The organism is Actinomadura mexicana (genome assembly GCF_900188105.1).
Taxonomy (GTDB): domain Bacteria; phylum Actinomycetota; class Actinomycetes; order Streptosporangiales; family Streptosporangiaceae; genus Spirillospora; species Spirillospora mexicana.
Window position 1 is genome coordinate 42,052 of sequence record NZ_FZNP01000024.1, and the last position, 23,968, is coordinate 66,019.

The 23,968-nt window shown below is 72.6% G+C and carries 26 protein-coding genes and 1 pseudogene; 18 read left to right on the forward strand and 9 right to left on the reverse strand.

Translation table 11 applies throughout. The features are described 5' to 3' along the window. Positions 1 to 48: 48 nt before the first annotated feature. Together CHC11_RS37085 and CHC11_RS37090 are read left to right on the forward strand one after the other, a co-directional pair. Positions 49 to 963, forward strand: coding sequence for a serine/threonine-protein kinase (locus tag CHC11_RS37085; protein WP_218826405.1), 915 nt, complete (start codon positions 49 to 51; stop codon positions 961 to 963). Between the two features lie 466 nt (positions 964 to 1,429). After that, on the forward strand, positions 1,430 to 2,713 hold the full coding sequence (locus tag CHC11_RS37090; RefSeq protein WP_089316572.1) for a citrate synthase: 1,284 nt from the start codon (positions 1,430 to 1,432) through the stop codon (positions 2,711 to 2,713). A 120-nt stretch (positions 2,714 to 2,833) separates the two neighbouring features. On the opposite strand, the gene CHC11_RS37095 is transcribed toward CHC11_RS37090, so the two are convergent. After that, entirely contained in the window at positions 2,834 to 3,022 is a 189-nt protein-coding gene (locus CHC11_RS37095; protein WP_089316573.1) for a hypothetical protein, read from the reverse strand. A 180-nt stretch (positions 3,023 to 3,202) separates the two neighbouring features. Here CHC11_RS37095 and CHC11_RS37100 point away from each other — a divergent pair, with 180 nt between their 5' ends. Then, a complete protein-coding gene (locus CHC11_RS37100) occupies positions 3,203 to 4,117 on the forward strand; it encodes a hypothetical protein (RefSeq protein WP_089316574.1) in 915 nt (304 codons plus the stop codon). 11 nt (positions 4,118 to 4,128) lie between these two features. Then, entirely contained in the window at positions 4,129 to 4,815 is a 687-nt protein-coding gene (locus CHC11_RS43100) for a nucleoside triphosphate pyrophosphohydrolase (RefSeq protein WP_245920247.1), read from the forward strand. A gap of 323 nt (positions 4,816 to 5,138) precedes the next feature. Here CHC11_RS43100 and bioB read toward each other — a convergent pair whose 3' ends face one another. Continuing rightward, the gene (bioB, locus tag CHC11_RS37115; RefSeq protein WP_089316575.1) at positions 5,139 to 6,290 is read right to left on the reverse strand and encodes a biotin synthase BioB; all 1,152 of its coding nucleotides are present in this window, start codon (positions 6,288 to 6,290) and stop codon (positions 5,139 to 5,141) included. 435 nt (positions 6,291 to 6,725) lie between these two features. Further along, entirely contained in the window at positions 6,726 to 6,956 is a 231-nt protein-coding gene (locus tag CHC11_RS37120; protein ID WP_089316576.1) for a hypothetical protein, read from the reverse strand. A gap of 156 nt (positions 6,957 to 7,112) precedes the next feature. On the opposite strand from CHC11_RS37120, the gene CHC11_RS37125 reads away from it, so the two are divergent. After that, positions 7,113 to 7,802, forward strand: a complete 690-nt coding sequence (locus CHC11_RS37125) for an alpha/beta fold hydrolase (protein WP_245920248.1) — start codon at positions 7,113 to 7,115, stop codon at positions 7,800 to 7,802. A 15-nt stretch (positions 7,803 to 7,817) separates the two neighbouring features. Here the strand turns inward: CHC11_RS37125 and CHC11_RS44000 are convergent. Further along, positions 7,818 to 8,063 (reverse strand): annotated as a pseudogene (locus tag CHC11_RS44000) (DUF4291 family protein); the annotation flags it as partial. Between the two features lie 18 nt (positions 8,064 to 8,081). Then, positions 8,082 to 8,786, reverse strand: a complete 705-nt coding sequence (locus CHC11_RS37135; RefSeq protein ID WP_218826406.1) for a TetR/AcrR family transcriptional regulator — start codon at positions 8,784 to 8,786, stop codon at positions 8,082 to 8,084. Between the two features lie 86 nt (positions 8,787 to 8,872). On the opposite strand from CHC11_RS37135, the gene CHC11_RS37140 reads away from it, so the two are divergent. Then, positions 8,873 to 9,769, forward strand: a complete 897-nt coding sequence (locus CHC11_RS37140; protein WP_089316578.1) for a TIGR03620 family F420-dependent LLM class oxidoreductase — start codon at positions 8,873 to 8,875, stop codon at positions 9,767 to 9,769. A 172-nt stretch (positions 9,770 to 9,941) separates the two neighbouring features. On the opposite strand, the gene CHC11_RS37145 is transcribed toward CHC11_RS37140, so the two are convergent. Together CHC11_RS37145 and CHC11_RS37150 are read right to left on the reverse strand one after the other, a co-directional pair. Next, the gene (locus tag CHC11_RS37145; RefSeq protein WP_089316579.1) at positions 9,942 to 10,598 is read right to left on the reverse strand and encodes a response regulator; all 657 of its coding nucleotides are present in this window, start codon (positions 10,596 to 10,598) and stop codon (positions 9,942 to 9,944) included. A gap of 8 nt (positions 10,599 to 10,606) precedes the next feature. Then, entirely contained in the window at positions 10,607 to 11,743 is a 1,137-nt protein-coding gene (locus tag CHC11_RS37150; protein ID WP_245920249.1) for a sensor histidine kinase, read from the reverse strand. Positions 11,744 to 11,900: 157 nt separating this feature from the next. Between CHC11_RS37150 and CHC11_RS37155 the strand changes: the two genes are divergently transcribed. From CHC11_RS37155 to CHC11_RS37165, 3 genes are read left to right on the forward strand one after another with little or no spacing between them, the layout of a single operon-like run. Further along, the gene (locus CHC11_RS37155) at positions 11,901 to 12,806 is read left to right on the forward strand and encodes an ABC transporter ATP-binding protein (RefSeq protein WP_089316581.1); all 906 of its coding nucleotides are present in this window, start codon (positions 11,901 to 11,903) and stop codon (positions 12,804 to 12,806) included. Further along, positions 12,803 to 13,579, forward strand: coding sequence for an ABC transporter permease (locus CHC11_RS37160; RefSeq protein ID WP_089316582.1), 777 nt, complete (start codon positions 12,803 to 12,805; stop codon positions 13,577 to 13,579). The genes CHC11_RS37155 and CHC11_RS37160 overlap by 4 nt, the downstream gene beginning before the upstream one ends. Continuing rightward, the gene (locus CHC11_RS37165) at positions 13,576 to 14,358 is read left to right on the forward strand and encodes a hypothetical protein (RefSeq protein ID WP_089316583.1); all 783 of its coding nucleotides are present in this window, start codon (positions 13,576 to 13,578) and stop codon (positions 14,356 to 14,358) included. The genes CHC11_RS37160 and CHC11_RS37165 overlap by 4 nt, the downstream gene beginning before the upstream one ends. Before the next feature lie 64 nt (positions 14,359 to 14,422). Here the strand turns inward: CHC11_RS37165 and CHC11_RS37170 are convergent, their stop codons facing one another. Then, entirely contained in the window at positions 14,423 to 14,731 is a 309-nt protein-coding gene (locus tag CHC11_RS37170; RefSeq protein WP_089316584.1) for a hypothetical protein, read from the reverse strand. A gap of 584 nt (positions 14,732 to 15,315) precedes the next feature. Between CHC11_RS37170 and CHC11_RS37175 the strand changes: the two genes are divergently transcribed. Further along, entirely contained in the window at positions 15,316 to 16,182 is an 867-nt protein-coding gene (locus tag CHC11_RS37175; protein WP_089316625.1) for a helix-turn-helix domain-containing protein, read from the forward strand. 10 nt (positions 16,183 to 16,192) lie between these two features. Here the strand turns inward: CHC11_RS37175 and paaI are convergent, their stop codons facing one another. Continuing rightward, positions 16,193 to 16,591, reverse strand: a complete 399-nt coding sequence (gene paaI / locus CHC11_RS37180) for a hydroxyphenylacetyl-CoA thioesterase PaaI (protein WP_089316626.1) — start codon at positions 16,589 to 16,591, stop codon at positions 16,193 to 16,195. 133 nt (positions 16,592 to 16,724) lie between these two features. On the opposite strand from paaI, the gene CHC11_RS37185 reads away from it, so the two are divergent. The 8 genes from CHC11_RS37185 to CHC11_RS37220 all read left to right on the forward strand — a co-directional run bounded on the left by CHC11_RS37185 (position 16,725) and on the right by CHC11_RS37220 (position 23,944). Beyond that, a complete protein-coding gene (locus CHC11_RS37185) occupies positions 16,725 to 17,126 on the forward strand; it encodes a nitroreductase family deazaflavin-dependent oxidoreductase (protein WP_089316585.1) in 402 nt (133 codons plus the stop codon). A gap of 105 nt (positions 17,127 to 17,231) precedes the next feature. Beyond that, entirely contained in the window at positions 17,232 to 18,383 is a 1,152-nt protein-coding gene (locus CHC11_RS37190; protein WP_245920250.1) for a phosphotransferase enzyme family protein, read from the forward strand. Positions 18,384 to 18,531: 148 nt separating this feature from the next. After that, positions 18,532 to 19,398, forward strand: a complete 867-nt coding sequence (locus CHC11_RS37195) for an NAD(P)-dependent oxidoreductase (RefSeq protein ID WP_089316586.1) — start codon at positions 18,532 to 18,534, stop codon at positions 19,396 to 19,398. Between the two features lie 62 nt (positions 19,399 to 19,460). After that, a complete protein-coding gene (locus CHC11_RS37200; RefSeq protein WP_089316587.1) occupies positions 19,461 to 19,850 on the forward strand; it encodes a VOC family protein in 390 nt (129 codons plus the stop codon). Positions 19,851 to 19,863: 13 nt separating this feature from the next. Next, complete coding sequence (locus CHC11_RS37205; protein ID WP_089316628.1) at positions 19,864 to 20,466, forward strand: class I SAM-dependent methyltransferase; 603 nt, start codon at positions 19,864 to 19,866, stop codon at positions 20,464 to 20,466. A 67-nt stretch (positions 20,467 to 20,533) separates the two neighbouring features. Next, positions 20,534 to 21,373, forward strand: coding sequence for a hypothetical protein (locus tag CHC11_RS37210; RefSeq protein ID WP_089316588.1), 840 nt, complete (start codon positions 20,534 to 20,536; stop codon positions 21,371 to 21,373). Next, positions 21,370 to 22,464: a hypothetical protein gene (locus CHC11_RS37215; protein WP_089316589.1), complete on the forward strand. Its 1,095-nt coding sequence runs from the start codon at positions 21,370 to 21,372 to the stop codon at positions 22,462 to 22,464. The genes CHC11_RS37210 and CHC11_RS37215 overlap by 4 nt, the downstream gene beginning before the upstream one ends. A gap of 7 nt (positions 22,465 to 22,471) precedes the next feature. Next, positions 22,472 to 23,944, forward strand: a complete 1,473-nt coding sequence (locus tag CHC11_RS37220; protein WP_089316590.1) for a hypothetical protein — start codon at positions 22,472 to 22,474, stop codon at positions 23,942 to 23,944. Positions 23,945 to 23,968: the final 24 nt, after the last annotated feature.

Below are 23,968 nucleotides of genomic sequence, written 5' to 3' on the forward strand. Positions count from 1 at the left end.
CGAACCCGAGTCCCGTGGCACGATTTGATCACGCCCCACCATGATCGGATGGCCGTGTCCATGCAGCCCGAACCTCCCCAGATGATCGGCCCGTACCGCGTGGTCGCCCGGCTCGGTTCCGGTGGCATGGGCGAGGTGTTCCTCGGGGCGTCACCCAGCAGGCGGCTGGTCGCCGTGAAGGTCATCCGGCCGGAACTGCTGGACGATCCCAGGTGGCGGGAGCGGTTCCGCCGCGAGGTCACCTCGGCGCGCTCCGTGAGCGGCTTCTACACGGCGCCCGTCGTCGACGCCGATCCGGACGCGGCCCGGCCGTGGCTGGCGACGCAGTACATCCGCGGCGTGAGTCTTTCCGAGGTGGTCCGGGAGAAGGGGCCGCTCCAGGAGCAGACGGCCTGCCGGCTGGGAGCCGGATTGGCCGAGGCGCTCATCGCGATCCACGGGGCGGGGATCGTCCACCGCGACCTGAAGCCGTCCAACGTCCTGCTGGCGTCGGACGGGCCGCGGGTCATCGACTTCGGCATCGCCCGGCTCCTGGACGCGCTGCCGCTCTCGCGCACGGAGATCCTGGGGACGCCCGCGTACATGTCACCGGAACAGGCCCTCGGCGACCCCGTCCATCCGGAAAGCGACGTGTTCTCCCTCGGCTCGACGCTCGTCTTCGCGGCGACCGGCGCGGCGCCGTTCGGTGGCGGGCGCAAGGTTCGCGGACGGATCGTCTACGGCGAACCCGACCTAGCGCTCCTGCCGGCTCCCATGCTGGGGCTCGTCACGCGCTGCCTCACCAAGGACCCCGGGGAACGTCCGACACCCGAGCAGATCCTCGTCGCCCTGAGCACGCTGCTGGACGCGCACTACGGCGACGAGTGGCCGCCCATGGACGTCGAGCAGTTGATCGACGTCCAGGAGCGGACACTGGTCGAGTTGACGGCGGAGCAGCCGACCGTGCGTGTGCCGCACGAATAGGACGTGCACAGGGCCATACGGCCGGTCGGCCATGGCGGCAGGGGGCTGAGATTCTTCTCACTTTCGCCGGCTTCGCCGGCAGGGCGCCGAGGGGCCTCCGTGGCATCCTCTCCCGTTGCGCGAGATCATGAGAACGCCGCGCCGGCCGACCGGCCGGTGAACGACCGGCGGGGAGGGCGAAATTTGGTCGATCGCTGCTGACCGTCCGACTTTCTGCCCAGGCCAGCCGGACCAGGCGTTACGGGCTGACTCGTCCCGTTCCGGTGCAGGGGCGAACAGGTCCGGGGACGCCGCGTCCGCGAGCACCGGTGGGGCGGGCACGACGAGACGTGAGCGGCTCGCGCACCCGCCGCGACCGGTCGGTCCGCCGTCAACGGGGACGGCCCGGATCAGCCCCTGTGATCACGTGGATACGATGAAACCGGAACGTCTACGCAGGTGTGGACGCAGTTGGGAGTGAGCGAGTATGTCGGATTTCGAGCTCGACCACGCGGGCGGCCGCATGCCTCTGGAGGTCAGCGAGGCGACCGAGGGCCCCTCGGGGCTGGTCGTGGGCAGCCTCCTCAAGGAGACGGGCCATGTCACGCTCGATCCGGGGTTCACCAACACGGCGTCCACCACGTCGGCCATCACCTACATCGACGGTGAGGCGGGAATCCTGCGCTACCGGGGCTACCCCATCGAGGAACTGGCGGAGAAGTCGTCCTTCCTCGAGGTGGCCTACCTGCTGATCTACGGCGAGCTGCCGACGGCGGACCAGGTGGGCGCGTTCACCGACAGCGTGCGCCGCCACACGCTGCTGGACGAGAAGTTCCGCGCGTTCTTCTCCGCGTTCCCGCGCCGCGCGCACCCGATGGCCGTGCTCTCGTCCGCGGTCAGCGCCCTGTCGACGTTCTACCAGGACAGCCTCGACCCGTTCGACCCGGAGCAGGTCGACCGGTCGAGCATCCGGCTCATCGCGAAGCTCCCGACCATCGCGGCCTACGCCTACAAGACGTCCAACGGGCAGCCGCTGCTCTACCCGGACAACTCCCTCGGGTACGTGGAGAACTTCCTGCGCATGATGTTCGGCCTGCCCACGCAGCCGTACGAGATCGACCCGGAGATCGCGCGAGTACTGGACATGCTGTTCGTCCTGCACGCCGACCACGAGCAGAACTGCTCCACCTCCACGGTGCGGCTGGTGGGCTCCAGCCAGGCGAACCTGTTCTCCTCGGTGTCCGCGGGCGTCGACGCTCTGTTCGGCCCGCTGCACGGTGGCGCCAACCAGGCCGTCCTGGAGATGCTGGAGCGCATCCACGAGAACGGCGACGACATCGACTCTTTCGTCGAGCGCGTTAAGAAGAAGGAGCCCGGCGTCAAGCTCATGGGCTTCGGGCACCGCGTCTACCGCAACTACGACCCGCGCGCCGCCGTCGTGAAGAAGGCGACGGGCAAGGTCCTGGACGCGCTCGGCAAGTCCGACCCGCTGCTTGACCTGGCAATGCGCCTCGAAGAGGTCGCCCTCAGCGACGACTACTTCGTCGAGCGCAAGCTGTACCCGAACGTGGACTTCTACACGGGCGTCATCTACAAGGCCATGGGGTTCCCGACGAACGCCTTCACGGTCCTGTTCGCCCTGGGCCGGCTCCCCGGCTGGATCGCCCAGTGGCGCGAGATGATGAACGACCCGTCCACAAAGATCGGTCGTCCGCGCCAGGTGTACGTCGGACCGGGCGAGCGCCACTTCGTGGAGCTTTCCGCCCGCTGACGGCGGTTCCCGAGCGCGGCCCCGGGACGGCGGACTCATCGTGCGCGGCGGGCGGGGGACCCCCCGCCCGCCCATGATCATCTCCTGGGACACCGCCGGGTCTGCCGATGCCGCTGGGGATCACCAGCTCGCTGAGGGCATCGCCGAATCCGCGTACGAGGGGGTCATCGACTCCACGAACGTCGTCATCGCCATCGGCGCTCCCGACCACGTCAGCCCTGACGGAGATGACAGGACGACGGTCCTCACCGACCTGCCGACCTTGCACGCCACCGCGCCGCCCGTCCGCCGGCGGGCGGGCTCGATCAACGGGTTGGTCCCTGACCTGCGCGTTCCGACTCCCACCGGGAGGGCTCGGCCTGCCGCCGGCCCGGCCGTTCCGCGACGCGGGCAGCGGTTATCCACAGAATCTCGTTCTCCTCGGCCCACCTGGCGGCCTCCTCGATGCTGGACCTCGCATGCCGGTCCACCGGCCACGAGGAGGCTGCAATGCGCGTCACCATCACGGTCCCCGAAGAGACGACCGCCGATTTCGTCGTCGCGACCGACAGGAACCCCGGCGACCTGTCGGCGGCGATCCTCCGGAGGTTCTCCGGCTCCTTCGCGGCGGCGATGTCGGAACGGCTCGGTTCTCCCCGACTCGCGCTCGCCTGCCACCCCGCGGTGAACTCACCGTGGGACCTCTCCGGAGTCACCGGCCCGGACGCCGACGACACCGGAAGGCTCCGCCAAGCGACGCAGCACATCGGCGTCACATCGGTCCTGCCCGCCGGTGATCTGCCGTTAGGGCCTCACCTCGCCCGCGCCGCGGCGAAGGCGATCGCCGAATCGGTCTGCGGCGTGCTCGTGGACCCTGTATCGAGCCAGGTCCTGCCCGTCGTGCCGTTCGGGAGATTCGACGAGTTCGCCCTCGCCGACGACTGGCTCGGGGTCGCCCTGCCGCCCTACAGGAACTCCGGCCGCTGCGCCGCCGACGAGGACGACATCGACGGCTGCGCCTGCGTCTACCTCACGACCCGGGGGCTGTGCCGGTTCGGCCTGCCCGAACTGCAGATCACCGACGTCGCCTGCCCGCATGACCTGGCCGCGCTCAACGTCCTGCGCACCGCCGCCCAGCGGCTGCTGCCACTCGGCAGGCATCCAGGAGCGCACGCCCTGCCCGCGGAGTTGCTGCTGACGAGCGCCGACTTCTCCGCCTTCTGGGGCAACCGCGACCCCATGTGGGACGACGGCCCTCTCGGCGTACGCCTCATCGAGGTGACGCCCCACCGCCTGGCCGTACGCCCGCCCGCGGATTTTCCGGGCACGCTGAACGAGTGGCTGTGGGACGAACTCCCGCCCGTCCTGCATGAACTGCTCAGCTGCGAACCGGACCACGCCACGGCGGGCCGTCCGAGTGGCTAACGTCGTCGGGCATGGAGCAGTCGTCGGGCATAGAGAAGTCATCGGGCATGGAGAACGAGCAGGCACCGGGATCGCTCGCGAGGGCGCTGGCGGATGTGGTGGCAGAACGTGAAGCCCAGGACCGGATGTGGGGCGTTCAGGATTTCCCTGACGGGACCGAGCCGGGTTTCACCGCACGCGCAGAGGAGGCGAAGCAGGAATGCGCCGCGGCATGGGCGCGTGGCGAGCTGACGTGGCGCCACATCCTCACCGAGGAGTTCTACGAGGCTTTGGCCGAGTCCGACCCGCGAAGCCTCCGTAACGAACTGGTCCAGACGGCGGCTGTCGCCCTCAAGTGGGTCCAGTGCCTCGACCGGCGGCACGGCGGGACCGTCCACCAGACCAGGGACGGACGCCGATCCGAGAAGCTCGTCCGCGATCGGATCCCCGAGATCATCCGGGGTGCGGGCGGGTCCCCGCAAACGCGGACCGCCGCCCAAGAGGAACAGGCGGTGCTGCTGCGCAACAAGCTCTACGAGGAGGCCGGCGAGTACAGCGCGACCGGCGATCCCGCGGAGCTCGCCGACCTTCTGGAGGTACTTCACGCCCTCGCCGCTCTCCACGGCCTCACGCCCGAGCAATTGGAAGAGCACCGCGCTGCCAAGGCGGCGGAACGAGGAGCGTTCTCCAAGCGCCACGTCCTTCGCCTCTCCCACTGACCTTCCGAGCGATCAGGGGCGGAGCGTTACGGCGGGGCCGTGAGGGCCTCCTGGAATGCCGATGCAGATGTCGCAATCCACACCGAACCCGGAGGCCCTCCCTCATCCCAAGATCATCAGCTGCGAGTCGTCAACGTCCACAACCTCCGTGACCAGAACAACTAGCCGACCACCTCAAGCTTCTCCCGGTCCGCGGAGGCAGCGCGACAGAAACGCCAGCGCATCCGGGGAGGCGCTCGGCCTGGGGAGGCGCTGCTTTTGGGTGGTTCTGAGGCTGGTTTGGTGGGGGTGGTGTTGAGGGCCTCGCCGGGAGCACTTGGGGGTTAGGCGTTGGGGGGAAGGGTTGTGCCGGCTCCGCGGCGGCGCACTGTCACCAGGTCTGCTCGGGCAGGCCCGAGGGGGTGCGGAGGGCGGTCGTCGTCGACCTCTCCTCGTTCGGGTTCGTCATCGGACGTGGAGGCCCTCGATCGCCTTCGGTGTTCGGGCAGCGTGGTGGTGGCCGTGCCTTCGACCTCGAAGCCCGCGTCGGCGATCATGTCGAGATCGGCCCTGCCTGCCTGCCCCTCGCTGGTCAGGTAGTCGCCCAGGAAGATCGAGTTGACCACGTGCAGTGCGAGGGGCTGAAGCGTCCGCAGATGGATCTCCCGCCCGCCGGCGAGACGCACCTCCACGTCCGGGCAGACGAAACGCACCATCGCCAGTATCCGCAGGCAGCGCTGCGGGGTGAGGGCCCACTTCTCGGCCATCGGGGTTCCCTCGAACGGGATCAGGAAGTTCACCGGGACCGAGTCCACGTCCAGATCGCGCAGCGCGAAGACCACGTCCACCAGGTCCGCGTCGCTCTCCCCCATACCGGCGATCAGCCCGGAACAGGCCGACAGTCCTGCCGCCTTGGTCTGCCGTACGGTGTCGACCCGGTCGCCGAACTCGTGCGTGGTGCAGATGTCCGCATACGCGGCTTCGGCGGTGTTCAGGTTGTGGCTGTAGGCGTGGACGCCGGCCTCTTGCAGCCGTCCCGCCTGCGCGCCGGACAGCAGTCCGAGACAGGCGCAGATCTCCACGTCCTCGTCGCGTTCCTTGATCGCCGAGATGATGCCGGCGACCCGCTCCACGTCCCGGTCCGACGGACCGCGCCCGCTGGCCACCAGGCACACGCGCTTGGCGCCACCGGACACGCCCGCTCCGGCCGCCGCGGCCGCCTCGTCGGGCTTCAGCCAGGTGTAGGTCAGGACCCCCGCCTTCGACCCCAGCCGCTGCGAGCAGTACGAGCAGTCCTCAGGACAGAGCCCCGACTTCAGATTGACCAGATAGTTGAGCTTGACCCGGCGCCCGAACCAGTGCCGGCGTACCTTGCCGGCGGCGGCCACCACGTCGAGCAACTCGTCATCAGAGGTTTCCAGCACCGCGAGCGCCTCGGCCCGGGACAACGGCTCCCGGCGCAGCCCCTTGCCGATCAGTGTCTCCAACAGGTCCATGGCGGCGATCCTCGCCTCCTGCGCACGCCACGCCAAGGTACGCACCGGACAAGAAGGCCGATCAAGATCTGTCGCTCACGGCAGCGCGAGGCGCACGCGGGCAACGCCTGCCGACTCGGTGCGACGGGCCCTCCGGGCGCCGCTTCCAGGACGCTTGGCTCCCGTTCACTTGCAGGGAAATGCTCGGGAGGCGGTTCAGCGTCGCGAGCGCCCGGCGCGCGAGCGGGCGCGGCGCGCGAGCGGGCGCGGCGCGCGAGCGGGCGCGGCGCGCGAGCGGGCGCGGCGCGCGAGCGGGGGCGGGCGCGGTGCGGGGGCGGGCGCGGTGCGGGGGCGGGCTCTCCTTGCGGACGGCGGAGCCAGCGCCCCACGCGCGGACGTGGGGCGTTCGGCACGGCCGGTAGGCGGGGAGGGCAGTGCGTACGGGCCTGGAAGGGGTCAGGACCAGACTTGATGGAGGGTCCAGGGGCCGGGCGTATGGGGAGCGATGACCTCGGCGATCGCAGGGCCGTCCGGTGTCGCCACCTGAAGGCGGTAGAACCTCGCCTGGCCTGGGGCCTGCCATTCTTCGAGGACCCGGCGCACGTGGTAGCGGCCTCGGGGGCCGGTGATCTGGGAGGGGCGGCCCATGGGTGTGGTCTCCGCCGAGACCGGTTCATCGATCAGCACGAGACGACAAGCTAGCCCGAACACACGTTCGAAGCGAGCGACACGCCAGGGCGATTCAAAGTATTCAGGCGCACCTGCCTTCCCGGCTCAGGACTCGCGGGAAGGGGAGTGTCCGCGGTGCTCGCTAGTGTCGGTGCCGGCGCACTACGGAGGACGATGAACATGGCGACCTACACGCTCATCCCGGGCGCGGGTGGACAGGCCTGGTACTGGCATCGTCTGGTGCCGGAGCTGCGGGCGCGAGGGCACGATGCCGTGGCCGTCGAGCTTCCGGCCGGTGATGACGCTGCGGGCCTGACGGATTACGCCGACACGGTCGTCGAAGCGATCGGCGACCGGACGGACATCATCCTGGTGGCGCAGTCGATGGGCGGCCTCACAGCACCGCTCGTCTGCGAGCGGCTGCCGGTCGACCTGCTGGTGCTGCTCAACGCCATGGTCCCGTCGCCGGGCGAGACGGGCGGTGATTGGTGGGAGAACACGGGGCAGGCGAAGGCGATGTCCGACCAGGCGGCCCGCGAGGGACGGACGCCGTCCGCGGAATTCGACGTCGAGGAGTGCTTCTTCCACGACGTGCCGGACGATGTGAAGGCAGTGGCGCTGTCGCAGGAGCCCGCGCAGTCGTCCACCCCGTTCGCGGAGCCTTGGCCGCTCCACGAGTGGCCCGGCACCCCGACCGTGTTCCTGCAGGCACGCGACGACCGCCTCTTCCCGCTGGAGTTCCAGCGAAAGGTGGTCGGCGAACGGCTGGGAATCACCGTGGACGAGATGCCGGGCGGACACCTTGTCGCGCTGAGCCGGCCCCGGGAACTGGCCGACCGCCTGGAGGCTTATCTCACGCGATGATGCGGCGGCTTGAGGTGTCCGGCCGGCCTTGCGTAGTCCCTGAATCTTTCGGACCAGCGGGGTGAGGTGCTCGATGCCGAGGACCCAGTCGTCGACATAGCGGTCGACGATGTGGCGGCTGAGGCCTATCCGGATGCTGCGCGCTTCAAGCCTCCGGCCGTGGAGGGAGCGTTCGGGGCCCCATTGGACATGCACGACCGCCTCCGCGAACCGGCGGCGCCAATCCTCGGAGCTCCGGAAGACGCGGCGGTCGGGATCGGTCGGTACGGCCGCCGCGACTCAAGCGGTTTTCCGGCGGCGGTGGGCCTTCTGGCGGCAGGCGGCGCCGCAGAAGCGGGCGGGACGCCCCGTCGGGGCCGAGGTGAGAGGCTTTCCGCACACCTCGCACCGCCTTTCGTTACGCTCCCCGGACCGTGTTTCGTCTTCTTTCGTTACGGGCCGGAGGGCGTCGCACGCCAGTGCCGTCATGCGTCCGGGACGGCCCTCGGGGCGCTGCCGGCGTTCCATCAGCATGGCCCCGACCATGAGGGTGCGGACGTCGTGCACGTTCACGTCCGGGCGGACCTCGCCGGCGGCCTGCGCCCGCCGCAGCAGCTCGTCCAGGACGGCGGTGAACTGCTCGTCCGTGCCGCAGGCGTCGAGCGTTCGCAGGTCCGCGGCCAGAGCGTCGCACAGGGCGTGGTTGAACATCGCGCGCTCCACGACCCGCATGAGGAAGCCGTAGAAGGCCTCCCCCGGCTGCTCCGCGTGGACGAGGGCCTGCGCCTCGTCCACGATCCGCTCGATGCGATCCGTGACGACCGCCTGGAACAGGGCTTCCTTGGTCGGGAAGTGGCGATAGACGGTCCCGGCTCCGACGCCCGCCCGGCGGGCGATGTCGTCGAGCGGGACGAGGCGGCCGTCCGCGGCGAACGCCTCGAACGCGGCCTCCAGTATGCGTTCGCGGTTCCGGCGCGCGTCGGCGCGCTGGGGCCGTCCGCTCACCGGCGCCTCCTCCATCGGTTGACAAGCGGGGCGGACGTTCCGGTAACGTCCTAAGCGGGTTGATCGTTCCGATTATAGGAGGACCGATGGCGGCGGTGGACGAGGCGCGGGCCGGGCTCGGCAGGATCGGCGTCGGGCTCGTGACGCCCATCGCGCCGGCCGACGACTGGCGGCGTGCGGCGCAGCGCGTGGAGCGGGCGGGTTACGGGGCGATATGGGTGAACGAGGCCATCGGCGGCCGGGAGGTGTTCACGCAGCTGAGCGTGATGCTCGCGGCAACGGAGCGGATCGTTCTCGGCTCGGCGATCGCGAACCTGTGGGCGCGGCATCCCGCCGCCATGCAGGGCGCCGCGTCGGTCCTGGCCGACGCCTACCCCGGACGGCTCGCGCTCGGCGTGGGCGTCAGCATGGGGGCGATCGTGGAGCAGAGCGGGCAGAAGTGGACCAGCCCGCTGAACCGGATGCGAGAGTACCTCGACGGCATGGACGCGGCCGTCGAAGCGGCTCCGGTACCCGGGAAGCCCTTCCCGCGGCTGCTGGCGGCCCTCGGCCCGAAGATGCAGGAACTGGCCCGGGACCGCGCGGACGGAGCCCTTCCCGCCGCGATGCCCGCCGAGCACACCAGGCAGGCCCGAGAAAGGCTCGGCGACGACAAGCTGCTCATCGTCATGCAGACCGCCATCCTCGAGACGGATCCGGTGAAGGCGCGCGGGCTCGCGAGAGGGACCCGGATGCTGGAGCTTCCGGGCTCGCCCTATGTCCGCTCGCTCAAGGCGCTCGGATACGGGGACGAAGCGGTCTCCGGCGGCGGCTCCGACGAGGTCGTCGACGCCTGCTTCAACTGGGGCGACGAGGCCGCCATCGCCGAACGGATCCGGGGACACCTCGACGCGGGAGCCGACCACGTCTGCGTCACGGTGTTCGCACCAGACCTGGCCTCGGCCGCCGACCAGTACGAACGCCTGGCCCCGGCCCTTCTCTGACCACAGCGACCGTCGCACTTCGGACCACGCGCCCCTGCGCCACGTGAACCTCACCCCGCACCGCGGTTTGCACCACGGACCCGACGCCACAGGCCCGTACGTTCCGAGTACCTCAGGTGGACTCTCGCCGCCCCTGCCCCGTCCGGGGTCCAGGCCGGGTCCCGCGCGGGAGTCAGCGGGGGCGGACGAGGCCGGTCTCATAGGCGGTGATGACCAGTTGGGCCCGGTCGCGGGCGTGGAGCTTGGCGAGCAGGTGGCCGATGTGGGTCTTCACGGTGGCGGGGCTCAGGTGGAGGTGCTCGGCGAGTTCGGTGTTGGACAGGCCGCGGGCGATGAGGGCGAGGACCTCGCGCTCGCGGTCGGTGAGGGCGTCCAGTCCGGTCGGCGGGGGCTGCGCGGGGCCGGGGCGGCGGACGAACTCGGCGATCAGCCGCCGGGTCACCGACGGGGCGAGCAGGGACTCGCCGGACGCGACGACGCGGATCGCCGACAGCAGGTCGGCGGGCGGGGTGTCCTTCAGCAGGAAGCCGCTCGCCCCGGCCCGCAGCGCCGTGTAGACGTAGGTGTCCAGGTCGAAGGTCGTGAGGATCAGAACGCGGACGCCCGGGATGTCGGCGCAGATGCGCCGGGTGGCCTCGATGCCGTCCATCCCGGGCATGCGGACGTCCATGAGGACGACGTCCGGGCGCTCCCGGGCGGCCAGCTCGACGGCCTCGGCCCCGGTGCCTGCCTCGCCGACGGTGCGCAGGCCGGGGGCGGTGTCGATCAGGACGCGGAAGCTGCCGCGCAGCAGGGCCTGGTCGTCGGCGACGAGGACGCGCAGTTCCAACGGGGTTCCTAGGAGTCGTACGGGAAGGCGGCGGAAACGGCGAAGCCGCCCTCGGGACGCGGGCCGGCGGTGAAGTCGCCGCCGTACATCATGACGCGTTCGCGCATGCCGATGAGGCCGTGCCCGTCGCCGCCCGGCAGGACGCGGGTGCCGGGCCCGTCGTCGGTGACGTCGATGCGCATCCGCAGCCCGTCGGCTCTGACGCGGACGCGGCAGCGCGCGGGGGCCGCGTGCTTGACGACGTTGGTGACCGCTTCCTGGACGATGCGGTAGGCGGAGAGCGCGACGCCGTCGGGGAGCTCCCCGCTGTCGACGTCCAGGTCGACGTGGACACCGGCCATGGCGGCGCGTTCGGCCAGGGCGGTCAGGTCGGCGAGGCCCGGGGACGGGGTGAGGTCAGCGTCGGCGGCGCCGGTGCGCAGGACGCCGAGGAGGTGGCGCATCTCGGCGAGCGTGCCGCGGCTGGTGGTCTCGATGACCCGGAGGGCGTCGAGGGCCTCCTCGGGACGGGCCTCGGCGACGTGGACGGCGACGCCGGCCTTGACGGCGATGAGGCTCATACTGTGCGCGACGACGTCGTGGAGTTCGCGGGCGATGCGGAGCCGCTCGTCGGAGACGGCCTGGTCGGCGAGGCGCCGGGCGGCGTGCGCGGCGTGCGCGCGGCGTTCGCGGACGAGGCGGCCGAGTGTCCAGGACGCGCCGAGGACGGAGCCGCCGAGCAGCAGCCTTCCGAGGATCTCGGCCTGCGGTCCGACGGGGCCGGCTACGGCGCCGGCGAAGATGAACACGGCGCTGGCGACGCCGATGAGCAGCGTGGGGACCCGGCGGCGGCGGCGCCGGGTGAGCGCGACCTGGTAGAGGGCGAGCCCGGCGGCGGCGTAGGTGTCCCAGGGCAGGCCGAGGAGCAGCGTGGCGGTCGAGGCGGACAGGACGGCGGCGAATACCGGGAGGGGCCACAGGCGCCGCACCGCGAGGGGCAGGGCCGCGGCGGCGACGAGCGGGAGGACGAGGAGCGGCGAGGCGTCGGTGCCCGCCGGCAGCACCAGGAGCACAAGGGCGTACACGAGCGCGGCCCCGGCGTCGAGGCCGATGAGGCCGCGCCGGCCGAGCCGCGGAAGCGGAGAGCGCAGCTCGGATTCGTCCACGTCACGAAGGTAGCGGCACGGCGGTGCCCGCGCCTCATGCCGGCGGCCGTCATACCGGGGGCGGAGGCGGTGGGACGGTCTCGGAGCACGGTCGTACGCACGGTTCCCGCCCGCGTTCCGATGTGCCCAGGGACGGTCGCGTACGACGCTCGACCCCATGATCGAGGTACGCGAGCTGACGAAGCGCTACGGCGGCACGACCGCGGTGGACCGCCTGTCCTTCACGGTGAGGCCGGGGACGGTGACGGGGTTCCTCGGCCCGAACGGGGCCGGCAAGTCGACGACGATGCGGATCGTGCTGGGCCTGGACCGTCCGGCGTCCGGCGAGGCGTTGGTCAACGGGGGGCGGTACACGGCGCTGAAGCGGCCGATGCGCGAGGTGGGAGCGCTGCTGGACGCGGGCGCGGTGCAGGGCGGGCGCCGGGCGTTCGACCATCTCGGCTGGCTGGCGCGCAGCAACGGGATCGGGATGGGGCGGGTGACGGAGGTCCTTGAGCAGGTGGGGCTCGCCGGGGTCGCGGGCAAGCGGGTCGCCGGGTTCTCGCTGGGGATGCGGCAGCGGCTCGGGATCGCCGCGGCGCTGCTGGGCGATCCGGGGGTGCTGATCTTCGACGAGCCGGTGAACGGCCTGGACCCCGACGGCGTCCGCTGGATCCGCGAGCTGATGCGGGCGCTGGCCGCCGAGGGCAGGACGGTCCTGATCTCCAGCCATCTGATGAGCGAGATGGAACTGACGGCCGACCGGCTGGTCATCATCGGGCGCGGGCGGCTGATCGCGGACACGTCGGTGCGGGAACTGGCGGACCGGTTCCGGCGCGGGGTGCTGGTCCGCTCGCCCCGTCCGGCGGAGTTGACCGCCGTGCTCGCCGCGGCGGGGGGCCTCGTCGAGGCCGTGCCGGGCGGGGCCCTCACGGTCACCGGGCTGGACGTGGCCGCCATCGGCGACACGGCCGCGGTGCACGGGATCCCGCTGCACGAGGTGACGCCGCACAGCGCCTCCCTGGAGGAGGCCTACATGGAGCTGACCGCGGAGAGCACCGAGTTCGGGGCGGTGGCGCCGTGATCGACGCGCTCGCCGCGGAGTGGTGCAAGCTCCGCACCACCCGCTCGACGTTCGCCGTCCTCGGGACGGTCGCGGCGTTCATGCTGCTGTGTCTCCTGTGGTCCTGGTACGTGACCCGCTACTGGGACGGTCTGCCGGCCGCGAGGAAGGCGACGGCGAAGGCGGCCCCGGCGGAGCAGCCCCTGGCGGTGGCGCTGCCGGTGTGCGCGGTGGTGCTGGGGGCGCTGACGATCACGTCGGAGTACGCGCAGGGCATGGTCCGGACGACGCTGGCCGTGCTGCCGAACCGCCCGGCCCTGTACGCGGCCAAGGGCGGGGTGGCGGCGGCGATGATGCTCGCCGCGTCGCTGGCGGCGCTCGCCGCCGGAACCGCCGCCGGGAACGCCATCGTGGGCGATCGTCCCGTGGCCGCGTTCCGGGGCCCGGCGCCGGACGTCGCGGTCCACCTGCTGTGGCTCGGCGTGACGACGGCCGCGGTCACGCTCATCGCCTTCGGGCTGGGGGCCGTCCTCCGCTCCACGGCCGCGACGATCACCGCGGGCATGGCCGTCCTTTTCGTGGCGCCCGGTCTCGCCCAGCTGCTGCCCTCGCCGTGGGACGAGCGGATCTGGTCGGCGCTTCCCGGCAGCCTGTCCAACCAGATCGCGGGTGCGCCGGGCTCGTCGACCGACCACGGCGTGCTGGCGCCGTCCGCCGCGATCGCGCTGCTGGTGACGTACGTGGTGGTCGCGCTCGGGGCCGGCGCCTTCTCGTTCACGCGGCGGGCCCCGTGATCGTCCACGCGGTGGCCGCCGAGTGGCGCAAGCTGTGCTCGATCCGCTCGACCTACTGGGTACTGGCCGTGACGGCGGCCTTCACCGGGTGCACCGTGCTTCTCGCGGTCCAGATGGCGCACGTCTGGGACGGCCTTTCCGCCGATCGGCGTGCAGAGTTCCTGCTGCGCCCGCTGCAGGAGCTCGGCACGTGGGTGGCGTCGCTGTGCCTGGCGGTGCTCGGCGCGCTGTCCGTCACCTCCGAGTACCGCACGGGGATGATCCGCACGACTCTCACCGTGCTCCCGAGGCGCAGCCCGCTGCTGCCGGCCAAGGCCGTGGTGGTCGGGACGGTCGCCCTGGTCACCGGGGAGGCCGCGACGGTCGGCTCGTTCCTCGGCACCCGGCTCGTCATCGGCGACCGCCCGTTCCCGGACCAGCACGCGTCCATCGTCCACGACCTGCCCGGCTTCCTCGTCGAGGGGACGGCGGTGCCGTTGTTCGCGCTGCTCGGCCTGTCGCTCGGCGTGCTGCTTCGCTCCACGGCGGGGACGCTCGTGTCGGTGGCGTTCCTGTGGCACGTCCTGCCGCTGCTCGTCTTCCACCTGCCGCGGCCGTGGAACGAGCGCGTCGGCTCGGTCATGCCCGGTGGCCTGCCCGCTCAGATGGCGGGGCTCGGCGCGGACAACTCCGTCTACGGCGATCTGCTGTCCCCGGGCGCGGCGACGGCCCTGCTGCTCGCGTACGCGCTCGTGCCGCTCGGTCTGGCCGCCCTCGTCCTCGCCAGGCGCGACGCCTGACGTCCCCCAAGCCGCCGGCGGCGGCGTCCCCGCGCGGGGCGCCGCCGTTCGGGTGCGGAGAGGCTCAGCCTGCCTGCAGCGAGCTCGCCCGGACCGCCAGGCGCTCGCGGAGCATGTCGACGGCCTCGTCGATGCGGGGCGCCGCGGCCTGCGCTCGCACGCGCCGGCCGTCGAGCTCGACGACGGCCTGCGCCAGGGCCGGGCGCGGCAGCGACCGGTCGGCCACCACGCTCAGCGTGACCTGGACGGACGTGGCGCCGCGGGCGCCGGCCAGCGCGTCGCGGACGGCCCGCTCGGCCGCCGCGCGCTCGTGCGCCGAGACGTCGCCCGAGGTCAGGAATCGGATCTCCGGTCGTTCACGGGTCGCGTTCATGTGTTCTCCCAGGTGCGCGGGTTGTGCTCCGCCGTCTTCGCCGGCGGCCGCGGCCGCCGCTCTGCAGTGTGAACGCCGCGGGCGCCCGGGATCACGCCCGCGCGGAACGAGAGCTTCATCACTCGGCCGGGACGACCGCGCGGCACCTGCCCCGGGGAATGTTCTCGCCAAATAAGTGGTCAGGGACATTTACGGAGACGACGACCAGCCGCGAAATGGCCTGTCAGGATTGGCCGCCCGCAATGCGGGAGAGCGATCCGCAATTCGTGCGCCAACCGTGGCCCGGGCGCTGGAAAATGACCACCGGGCCAACTCGGATGCAACGACACTGCAACGTTCCGCAGCCGCACCGCCACCGACAGCACTGGTCACGGGACTCCGCGGCGGCTTCGCGCACGTCAACCGCCGTTCGGGCGCGTCCGGACCGCAAGGCGGTATTCCTACTACCCAAAAGCGTGCGCGCATCCTCTAACATAGGGCGGTGCCGTTCCGCCCACGAGCAGACCCGTCGACTGGCTGGTGACCCCTTGCCCCAGGATTCAGCTGCCCCAACACCTCCGTCCGAAGGTGATCCGGCCGGACGGCTGATCGATTATCCGCGCCGCGGGGGGCCCACTGTCCTGCGCATTCTCCTCGGCGCGCAGTTGCGGCGGCTGCGCGAGTCTCGCGGCATCTCCACCGAGCAGGCGGGCTACGAGATCCGCGGCTCGCACTCCAAGATCAGCCGGATGGAACTGGGCAGGGTCGGCTTCAAGGAGCGCGACGTCGCCGATCTGCTCACCCTGTACGAAGTCTCCGATCCCGCGGAGCGCGCCCCGCTGCTGGCGCTCGCCAAGGAGGCCAACACCCCCGGCTGGTGGCACCGGTACGGCGACATCCTCCCGGGCTGGTTCGAGGTGTACCTGGGGCTGGAAGAGGCCGCCTCCCTGCTGCGCACCTACGAGTTGCAGTTCGTGCCGGGTCTCCTGCAGACCGAGGACTACGCGCGCGCCGTCATCCGGCTCGGGTACTCCGACGCCAGCGACGAGGAGATCGAGCGCCGCGTCCAGGTCCGCACCACCCGGCAGGAGCGGTTCACCTCCCCCGAGGCGCCGACCCTGTGGGCCGTGCTGGACGAGGCGGTCGTGCGCCGCCCCCTCGGTGGCCGCGAGGTGATGCGCGAACAGATCCGGCACCTGATCGAGGTGTCGGAACTGCCCAACGTCACGCTGCAGATCGTGCCGTTCGGCGCGGGAGGGCACGCCGCCGCGGGAGGCCCGTTCACCATCCTGCGCTTCGCCGAGCCCGGCCTGTCCGACGTCGTCTACCTGGAGCAGCTCACCAGCGCGCTCTACCTCGACAAGCCGACCGACGTCGACACCTACATGCGCGCGATGAACAACCTGTGCATCACCGCCGAGCGTCCCGACGAGACCTCGCGCTACCTCACCCGGGTCCTGGACGAACTGTGACCCGCGCGCCTCAGGGCGCGCCGCCGTCCAGGACGCGCTGGTCCCGGCTGCGGCTTCCGCCGCGGAACTCCGCGATGACCTCGCCGCCGGGGACGCGCCGCACCGTGACGTCGTAGATGCCGCTGCGCCCGTACCGGGCGCGCTCGACCGCCGTCGCCTCCAGGACGTCCCCGCCCTGCGCGCTCGCGACGAACACCACGTCCGCGGACGCCGCGACCGTCACGGAGTCATAGGTGTTGCACGCGTAGGCGAACGCCGAGTCGGCGAGCAGGAACAGGTAGCCCCCGTGGGCGATACCGTGCCCGTTCACCATGGCGCCGGCCACCGTCATCCGCAGCCGCGCCCGCCCCGGCGCGATCTCGGTGATCTGCATGCCGAGGTCCTGCGCCACCTTGTCCTGCGCGTACATCGTCTCGGCGCACCGCCGCGCCACCTCCGCCGCATCTTCCACCACGCCAGGGTAGTGATCCCGGGAAGGACGGCTCCGACCCGCGGGTTACAAGGGGGCGTCCTTATGGCGATGGCGAGATGAGGAGAGAACCATGCTGTACGGCAAGGAACACGTCGAGCGGTACCAGGCGACCGACGGCGCGGAGGGACACGACTGGCAGGGCACCATCACCCTCCTGCTCACCACCACCGGACGGCGCAGCGGCAAGGAGCACACGACGCCGCTCATCTACCAGCCGGAAGGCGACGCCTACCTCGTCGTGGCGTCCAAGGGCGGGGCGGACGAGCCGCCGCTCTGGTACCTCAACCTGGAGGAGAACCCCGAGGTGAAGGTGCAGGTGAAGGGCGACAAGTTCACCGCGCGGGCCCGCACGGCGACGCCCGAGGAGAAGCCGCCCCTCTGGCGGAAGATGGCCGCCACCTGGCCGGACTACGACGAGTACCAGAAGAAGACGGACCGCGACATCCCCGTCGTCGTCCTCGAACGCGCCTGAGACGCGGGACCGCGCGGTTCGCTTTCGCGCCGCGGCCGGGACGTGTAGCGTCGGCGTAGAACATCCATTCGACCGCCGTCCGTCCGAAGCAGCCGAGGTGCCGAGGTGCCGACGTCCGAGAGTGCTGACGCCAGAGACAGGGCTGTCACCGAACACCGGGCCGGCGCCGCGGAACGGGCCGGCGAGGGCGGGCAGGCGAAGGCGGACGACGGGCCCGGCGCCGAGCCGCTCCCGCCGCGGCTGCTGAAACGCTGGGAGATCGGCGCGCCCGACGCGGCGACCCCGCTGGCCACCGGGCCGGGCCACCGGAGCTGGCGCGTCGACTCGGCGGGCGGCGCGTTCTTCCTCAGGGAGCACGCCGCCGCCGACCGGCGCCGCGCACTGTTCCAGCACGGCGTCACGGCCGCGCTCGACGCGGCCGGTCTCCCGGTGCTCGCGCCCGTGCCGGCGCGCGGCGGCCGCACGCTGGTCACCGCCGCCGGCCGCGGATACGTCCTGTACCCGTGGGTCGGCGGCCGCGGCCGCGGCGGCCTGGAGCTGACCTTCGCCCAGTGCGAGGCCCTCGGCGAGCTGCTCGGACGGCTGCACGCCGCGCTCGACGAGCTCACGCCGCCCGTCCAGCAGAGCATGCTCGTGCCTGCGCCGCGGGCCGCCCGCGCGGCGGCAGCCGTCGAGGCGATGCTGCGCGAAGTCCCGGACGGCGGGGACGGCACCGACTTCGACGCGCTGACCGCGCGGCGCCTGCGCGAGCGCCGCGGTCTGCTCACCGAGTTCGCCGGGCACCAGCCGCCCGACATCGAGGTGAGCACGGTCGGGCACCTGCACGGCTCCTTCCACGCCGAGCACCTGCGCTACGGCGGGTCGGGCAACGTCACCGCGGTGCTCGGCTGGGGCGGCCTCACCACGGGCCCGGTCGCCGGGGAGGTCGTGCGCTCGGCGGCACGGCTGTTCGCCTGCGAGGACGAGCGCGGCCTCGACCTCGACCGCGTCCAGGCGTTCGTGCGCGGGCACCGCTCCGCCTTCCCGCTGGACGCCGGGCAGATCCAGTCGGCCGTGCACCGCGAATGGTGGGAGCGGCTCTGCGACGTCGCGCCGCTGCGGCACCGCTACCTGGGCGAGGACGGCGCGGGCGAGCGCGTCCCCGCCGCACTCGTGAGCTGGTGGTCGGCCCACCTCGACCGCACCCTCGACGCCTTCGCCGTGCCCTACACCGCCGTGTACGCCGACGCGCCCGGCGACAGCCCGGCCTACGGCTGACGGCCGGCACGCCGCCGCCGATCGGACGGCGTGGCAGCGCATCCCCGCCCCCGGGCGGGTAGGGGTTCCTGCGGATGCGCATCAGACCGCGATGTGCGAATGTTGTCCCCGCACGATTCTGTATCGAACAGTCCAAAAGGAGGGGCAGATGACTCAGGTCGCAGTGCTCGGCACCGGGATCATGGGCGCCGCGATGGCCCGCAACCTGTTGCGGAACGGCCACGGGGTCGCCGCGTGGAACCGCACGTCCGCCCGCGCGGAACCGCTCGCCGCCGACGGCGCCGCCGTCGCGGCCTCCCCCGCCGAGGCCGTCCGGGACGCCGACGTCGTCATCACCATGCTGAACGACGCAGAGACGGCACTGGCGGTGATGGACGACGCCGCGCCCGCGCTGCGCGCCGGGCAGGTCTGGGCGCAGATGGGCACGGTCGGCGTCGCGGACGTGCCCGCGCTGGCCCGGTTCGCCGCCGACCACGGGCTGACGTTCGTCGACTCCCCCGTCCAGGGCACCAAGCAGCCCGCAGAGCAGGGCAGGCTCCTCGTCCTCGCCGCCGGGCCGCAGGACGCGCGCAAGGCCCTGGAGCCGGTCTTCGGCGCGGTCGGCGGCAGGACGGTGTGGCTGGACGAGGACGGCGCGAGCGGCGCGGGCACCCGGCTCAAGCTGGCCGCCGTGAGCTACGCCATCTCGCTGACCTCGGTCGTCGCCGAGTCGGTGGCGCTGGCGAAGGGCTTCGGGCTCGACCCGGCCCTGCTCGGCGAGGTCCTCACCGGCGGCCCGCTGGACAGCCCCTACCTGCAGAACAAGATGAAGGCGATGCTCGACGGCGACTTCGAGCCGAGCTTCGCCGTCCGCAACGCGGAGAAGAACACCCGGCTCATCCATGAGTCCGCCGAGGCCGCGGGCGTCCGCGTCGACGTGAACGACGCGGCGGGCGAGCGTTTCCGGCGCGCCATCGAGCAGGGGCACGGCGACGACGACATGGCCGCCACCTACCGCGCCAGCTTCGCGGACTGACCCGGGCCGGCACCGGGCGCGCCGGTGCGTGCGCCGGGCGGCGCCGGGGCCAGGATGGTGGCATGGACGTACTGAGCAGCCGCATCCTGCTTCGCCCCGGCGATCCGGCGCGCACCCAGCGCTTCTACCGCGACGTTCTCGGCCTCGCCGTGTACCGGGAGTTCGGCCCGGCCGACTCCCCCGGCGTGGTGTTCTTCCTCGGTTCGGGCCTCCTGGAGGTGTCAGGGCACGGTGCCGGCGAGGCCGGGTCGTCGCCGATGCTCTGGCTTCAGGTCCGCGACGTCCGGGACGAGCACGACCGGCTCACGGCCGCCGGGGCCCGCGTCATGCGGGAGCCGCGGGAGAAACCGTGGGGGCTGGTCGAGATGTGGATCGAGGACCCCGACGGCGTCAAGATCGTTATTGTGGAGGTGCCGGAGGGGCACCCCCTCCGCCGCGACCCGCGCTCCTGACCCGGCGGTGACGATGACCGGCGACTACTGGAACCACAACACGCACTACCACGGTGTCGTGCTGCGCAACGTGCCGCGGGGGTGCGGTGAGGCGCTGGACGTCGGCTGCGGGGACGGCCTGCTGGTGCGCCGCCTCGCGCCCCGCGCGGCGCATGTCACCGGGCTCGACCGGTCGCCGGAGATGGTCGCCGAGGCGGCGCGGTCGAGCGAGGGCGCCGGCAACGTCGACTTCGTCGAGGCGGGCCTCCTCGAATACGACCTGCCGGAGGACTTCTACGACTTCGTCTGCAGTGTCGCGGCGATCCACCACATGGACTTCGTCAAGGGCCTGACGGCGATGCGCGGCGCCGTCCGGCCGGGCGGCAGCCTGGTGGTCATCGGGCTGGCGAACGACAAGGGGCTCCGTGACCGGGCCTGCGCGGCGGCCGGCCTCCCGGCGCACCACTTCCACCGGCTCCGCAACCGGAGGCGCGCGGGCAGTCCCGGCGCCCCGGTCATGGATCCCGACATGACGTGGGGCGAGGTGCGCGACGAAGCGCTGCGGCTGCTTCCCGGCGCCGTGTTCCGCAGGCACCTGCTGTGGCGCTACTCCCTCGTGTGGCGCAAGCCGCGCTGAGCCCACCCACGCACCACAAAACTGGAAAACACTGGAAGTGTCGGGAAGTACCTGTACTGTCTGCCGCATGTCCCGGTCCCCCGGCGTCCCGTCCCCCGACGAGCTGGAGACGCGCATCGCCGAGCTGCGCGCCGCCGTGCGCCGGGCCATGGCCGCCGGCGACCGGGCGCGGGCCCGCGAGCTGCGCTCGGAGCTCCGCGGCACCGAGACCGCGTGGGACGACGCCGTGCTCGGCGACACCACCGGGTCCGGCGGCCGCCGCGACGCCGACGACGGCCCGCGCGGCCTGCTGCCCGTCCGGGAGCAGGTCCACCAGGCGCTCACCCTGCTCGGGGCGCCCGCCGCGCCGAAGCTGATCGGGTCGGTGTACGCGGCGTTCTTCCCCGGCCAGATCCCGGGGAGCCGCCTGACGAGCCTGCGCCGCGACGAGGAGCGCTCCTTCCGCACCGCGCCGTACGCGCGCCCGTACTACCTGTGCGCCGCGCTGACCGCCGACCTGCTCGCGCCCGCGCGCGGGCTGCTCACCGTGAGCACGTGGCCGCTGGAGCAGCGCATCGTCGGGCCGCTCAGCCCGCGCACCGACTTCCTCACCGGCGCGCTGCGCCTGGCCGAGCACGCCGGCCGCGGGACGCCGTCGCCGGACGTGCAGCGGCTGCTGTGGCGTTTCGCGTCCAACATTCCCGGTGCGGTCACCGGTACGGTCGGTACAGTCGATCCGGCCGTGCTCGCCGAGGCCGCCCGGGCCGAGCTGGACGTGCACCGCGACCCGGACCGGCGGCGGCGCGAGTCGGCCGCGGCACGCGCCCGGGAGCGGCTCGACGATGCCGAACGGCTGTTCGGCACCCGGCTGCGGGCCCTGCGGGATCCCGGCCGGCGCCCCGCCATCAACGGAGAGACGGACCGATGACCGACACCGCGCCGGACCTGGACCGGCTGCGCGGCGACGCGCCCCCGCGCAACCACGACGCCCGCACGATCGCCGCGCTCACGTCCAATCCGGGCTGCGCCCGCCGCGGGGTGATGGACGCGGCGGGCGTCGACAAGGACGCGGTGGCGCGGGCCCTGGGGTTCCCCGCGCCGTTCGGCCAGTCCCAGTTCGCGATCACGCGCGGCAACGCGTTCGAGGCGCAGGTGAAGGCGGACGGCTGCGCGGAGCTGCTGACGCTGCTGCGCGAGCGGCTCGGCCTGGCCGTCCCCGAGGTCGCCTACGACGACCTGGAGGTGGTCGCGGGCAACGAGGGCCGGGAGCTGCGGCATTCGCGCACGCGGCGGCTGGTCGCCCGCGCGCTGGAGAGCGGCGAGGGGACGCTGTTCGACCACCCGCTGCTGCGGCTGGAGATCGGCGGGCGGCCCGCCTACCTGGAGCCGGACGTGATCGCGTTCCAGCTCGAGGGCCGGATGCACGTCATCGAGATCAAGTCGTTCGCGGTCGTGGACGGGCAGGCCGAGCCGGAGCAGGTCGCGGCGGCGGCCCGCCAGTCGGCGGTGTACGTGCTGGCGCTGCGGCGCCTGGCCGCGGAGCTCGGGCACGACCCGGCGCGCGTGTCGCACGAGGTCTTCCTCGTCTGCCCGGAGAACTTCTCGAACCGTCCCACCGCGACGCCGCTGGACGTGCGGCCGCAGCTCGCCGTCCTGGAGCGGCAGCTCGCGCGCCTCACCCGCGTCGACGACATCCTCGCCGAACTGCCGGACGACCTGACGTTCGAGCCCGGGGAGGCGCTCGCGGAGTCCGTGCGGGCCGTCGAGGCGCGGTACGCGCCCGAGTGCATGGCGGGCTGCGAGATGGCGCTGTTCTGCCGGGACGAGGCGCGGGCGTGCGGCGCGACGGGCGCGCTCGGCCGGTCCGTCCGCGACGACCTCGGCGGCGTCGACACGATCGGCGCCGCGCTCGCGCTGGCGGACGGGTCGCTGCGTCCCTCCGACGACCTGGCCGAGACGGCCGAGCAGTTGCGCGCCGCCGCCCGGCTGCGCGACGAGGCGCTGCACGGGGCCGCGTGATCCGCCGATGAGCGCGCTGTCCTCGCTCGCGCGGTTGCAGGCGGCGTCCGCCGGGATCGCGCAGCCGCTCGCGACCGTGCGGCACTGCCATGTCTCCGGCGAGCCGCTCGTGCTCGTCCCGCTGAAGCTCGCCGGGGAGGCGGCGGCGCCGCTGGCCGTGATGCTCGGCAGCGCGCCGGACGACGCGGCGGTGCTCGTGGTCCCGCAGCCGCGCAACCGCGACCTGCGGTTCGCCTTCGCGGCGACCCTCGCCAAGCTCGTCCTGAACCACATCGAGACGAGCCGGGGACCGGTGGAGGAGCTGCCGCCGGGCAAGGACGGCGAGGAGCGGATCCGGTACGGGGACGCACCGCAGTTGCTCGTGCCGAACCGGGGCGGCGTCGCGTTCCTGCGGATGGTGGGCCGGTCGACGCGGTTCCGCAGCACCGAGGGCCCGTACGCGGTGGACCCGGCGGTGCCGGTGCTCGGCCGGTGGCTGACGTGGTTCGCCGACCGCCACGACCATCCGGGGTCGTCCCTGCTCGGGGCGGTGACGGAGCTGCTGCGGCTGCACTGGGCGACCGGGCAGAGCTCGCTGGAGGACGGCAATCTCGCCGCGCTGATGGGCTGGATCGATCCGCCTGACGGCCTCGACGGCCCGGCCGCGGCGGCCCGCGCCGAGGACCCGGTCCTCTGCCCGCCCGCGGGCCCGACGACCGACCCGACGTTCGACAACGAGGTCCTCGCCCCCGCGATCGCCGCCTACGACCGGTCGGGCGGAGCCCCCGCCGCCGAGGAGCGGCTGCGCGCCGCGGTCGCGAGCCAGCTGACCCCGACCTGGGAGCTGATGTGGCGGGCCGTCGGGCTGCTGCGCGCGCTGCCGGAGGGGGCGAGCGTCCCGCGCCGCTGGGAGCGCGACCGGGACGCCTTCACCTATTACCACCAGACTTTCGGCGAGGCGTATCCTCAGGCGCGCCGCGACCCGCCCGTCCGCGCGGCGCGGCGGCTGCACGACCTCGAACGCGCGCAGGAGGCCTACGACGCGCAGCGGGCGTTCGACGACCCCCTGGTGATGGCCGAGCACCGGCTGGCCGGCCAGGCGTTCGGCGGGAGGGTCACCGAGTGCGACCCCACGCGGCTGGACGAGACGGGCAAGCGGCCGAAGCTGCGCCCGCTGCTGCGGGTCGGCACGCGGGACCCGGTGCGGCTCGACGTCGGCACGACCGTGTGCAGTGCCGCCAGACCGGCGCTCAAGGGGAGGATCGTGGAGTTGGACGACGGCGGCGTGCTGCTGGAGCTGACCGGCGGGATGGGCCGCAAGCTCATCCCGGAGGCGGGCGCGGTCCCCGAGATCGGCGAGCGGGTGTGCTTCACCTCGCTGACGGAGGGCTCGTTCGGCGCGGCGCGGTTCCCCGACCGGGAGGACACGCCGTGGACGCACGGCGGGCCGCCCGTCGAGTACGTGCCGACCGACGAGGACGCCGAAGAGGAATGGTCGTGACCGGGGACGCGGGCCGTCACCTGG

Excerpts from the sequence above, each read along its gene's own strand:
- CHC11_RS37085 (WP_218826405.1), top strand. The coding sequence starts at position 49 with ATGGCCGTGTCCATGCAGCCCGAACCTCCCCAGATGATCGGCCCGTAC.
- CHC11_RS37090 (WP_089316572.1), top strand. The coding sequence starts at position 1,430 with ATGTCGGATTTCGAGCTCGACCACGCGGGCGGCCGCATGCCTCTGGAG.
- CHC11_RS37100 (WP_089316574.1), top strand. The coding sequence starts at position 3,203 with ATGCGCGTCACCATCACGGTCCCCGAAGAGACGACCGCCGATTTCGTC.
- CHC11_RS43100 (WP_245920247.1), top strand. The coding sequence starts at position 4,129 with ATGGAGCAGTCGTCGGGCATAGAGAAGTCATCGGGCATGGAGAACGAG.
- bioB (WP_089316575.1), bottom strand. The coding sequence starts at position 6,290 with ATGGACCTGTTGGAGACACTGATCGGCAAGGGGCTGCGCCGGGAGCCG.
- CHC11_RS37125 (WP_245920248.1), top strand. The coding sequence starts at position 7,113 with ATGAACATGGCGACCTACACGCTCATCCCGGGCGCGGGTGGACAGGCC.
- CHC11_RS37140 (WP_089316578.1), top strand. The coding sequence starts at position 8,873 with ATGGCGGCGGTGGACGAGGCGCGGGCCGGGCTCGGCAGGATCGGCGTC.
- CHC11_RS37155 (WP_089316581.1), top strand. The coding sequence starts at position 11,901 with ATGATCGAGGTACGCGAGCTGACGAAGCGCTACGGCGGCACGACCGCG.
- CHC11_RS37170 (WP_089316584.1), bottom strand. The coding sequence starts at position 14,731 with ATGAACGCGACCCGTGAACGACCGGAGATCCGATTCCTGACCTCGGGC.
- paaI (WP_089316626.1), bottom strand. The coding sequence starts at position 16,591 with ATGTACGCGCAGGACAAGGTGGCGCAGGACCTCGGCATGCAGATCACC.
- CHC11_RS37185 (WP_089316585.1), top strand. The coding sequence starts at position 16,725 with ATGCTGTACGGCAAGGAACACGTCGAGCGGTACCAGGCGACCGACGGC.
- CHC11_RS37195 (WP_089316586.1), top strand. The coding sequence starts at position 18,532 with ATGACTCAGGTCGCAGTGCTCGGCACCGGGATCATGGGCGCCGCGATG.
- CHC11_RS37200 (WP_089316587.1), top strand. The coding sequence starts at position 19,461 with ATGGACGTACTGAGCAGCCGCATCCTGCTTCGCCCCGGCGATCCGGCG.
- CHC11_RS37205 (WP_089316628.1), top strand. The coding sequence starts at position 19,864 with ATGACCGGCGACTACTGGAACCACAACACGCACTACCACGGTGTCGTG.
- CHC11_RS37210 (WP_089316588.1), top strand. The coding sequence starts at position 20,534 with ATGTCCCGGTCCCCCGGCGTCCCGTCCCCCGACGAGCTGGAGACGCGC.
- CHC11_RS37215 (WP_089316589.1), top strand. The coding sequence starts at position 21,370 with ATGACCGACACCGCGCCGGACCTGGACCGGCTGCGCGGCGACGCGCCC.
- CHC11_RS37220 (WP_089316590.1), top strand. The coding sequence starts at position 22,472 with ATGAGCGCGCTGTCCTCGCTCGCGCGGTTGCAGGCGGCGTCCGCCGGG.